This is a genomic window from Pseudonocardia thermophila (assembly GCF_900142365.1).
GTDB lineage: Bacteria > Actinomycetota > Actinomycetes > Mycobacteriales > Pseudonocardiaceae > Pseudonocardia > Pseudonocardia thermophila.
On record NZ_FRAP01000047.1, the window covers coordinates 1 to 1,351 of the forward strand.

General features: G+C 70.6%; 2 protein-coding genes and 1 pseudogene. 1 reads left to right on the top strand and 2 read right to left on the bottom strand.

Annotated features, from left to right (window positions below; genetic code table 11):
• A pseudogene (locus tag BUE41_RS29365) lies at positions 1-226 on the bottom strand (allantoinase AllB); the annotation flags it as partial.
• Complete coding sequence (locus BUE41_RS29370) at positions 223-597, bottom strand: allophanate hydrolase-related protein (RefSeq protein ID WP_073460612.1); 375 nt, start codon at positions 595-597, stop codon at positions 223-225. The pseudogene BUE41_RS29365 and the gene BUE41_RS29370, both read right to left, overlap by 4 nt.
• Before the next feature lie 85 nt (positions 598-682).
• Between BUE41_RS29370 and BUE41_RS29375 the strand changes: the two genes are divergently transcribed.
• A complete protein-coding gene (locus tag BUE41_RS29375; RefSeq protein WP_073460613.1) occupies positions 683-1,261 on the top strand; it encodes a TetR/AcrR family transcriptional regulator in 579 nt (192 codons plus the stop codon).
• Positions 1,262-1,351: the final 90 nt, after the last annotated feature.

A 1,351-nucleotide genomic window follows, 5' to 3' on the forward strand; every position in this document is an offset into this window, starting at 1 on the left:
ACCCCTCCCACTCCGTCCGCCCCGGCTCATTCACATGCACATGCGAATCCACCAGACCAGGCAGCAACACCTCATCCGCACCCAGCACCACCTCGCGGATCGCGCCGCCCTCGAACGGGGTGTCGTACGGCAGCACCGCTTCGATGCGCGCACCGGCGACCACGACGGCGGCCGGCTGCTCCTGCCCGTCGACGATCGCGCGCCGGGCCCGCAGGACGGTCCTCATCCGCGTGCCCGGTAGGCCCGCCAGCTGCCCAGCTCGGTGATGTCCTCGGTGGGCAGCTCCGTGTGCGGCCGGCGCAGCACCATCGCCAGGGAGCCCGAGCCGTCCGCCAGCTCGATCACCCCCAGCTCGAGCCCGGCCGGCTCACTGGGCAGCAGCACCTCGCGCAGCTGCTCGTAGGTCATCTCGTACACCTCGCCCGCGATCGCGGCCCCGCCCTCCCCGACGTCCACGAGCCCGGGGTAGGCGCCCTCGACCGCGTATAAGCGGTACCGGGGCGCGGTCGTGGTCTCGGCGACGAGCTCCGAGTCGCCGACGAGGTGGTGCAGTTCTCCCCCGCGCATCGCGGTGCCGTTCAAGAACATCCGGGGCATCAGGTCCGCTCCACCACGATGATCATCACGTCATCCTAGCGGCCATGGCTAGCCGTAGAACGAACGATCGTGCTATAATCACTCCGTGGGGAAGGGTGCGCACACGCGCGAGATGATCCTCGACGAAGCGAGCGAGCTCGCGGCCAAGATCGGCTTGGGCGGGCTCACCATCGGCGAGCTGGCCGCGCGCACAGAGCTGTCCAAGAGCGGCCTGTTCGCCCACTTCGGCTCGAAGGAGTCGCTGCAGCTGCAGGTCCTGGAGCGCAACTCCACCCGCATCATCGACCTGGTGATCCGTCCGGCGCTGCGCGAACCCCGGGGCGAACCGCGGCTGCGCGGACTGGTCGGGCGCTGGCTGGACTGGGCGTCCCGCAACGGCGGCTGCCCGCTGGTGGCCGCGAGCTTCGAGTTCGACGACCAGCCCGGCCCGGTCCGCGACCGAGTGGTCGCCCTGCAGCGGGACTGGCTGGACACCCTGACCACGGTCTGCGCCACCGGCGTCGCGGAGGGCCACTTCCGGGCCGACGTCGATCCGCGCCGGCTCGCCGTCGACGTCGAGGGCGTGCTGCTGGCGTTCCACGTGATGCACCGCCTCCTGAGCGATCCCGCAGCCCGCGAGTACGCCCAGCACGGCCTCGACACCCTGATCGCCGCCGCGCGCTAGCTGTAGTGACTCAGGACGTTGTTGTCAGTGCTCGACGGCGTGTCGGCTTGAACGAGGGGAGGGCCTCCGGGCGAGGTGGGTGTGTCTGAG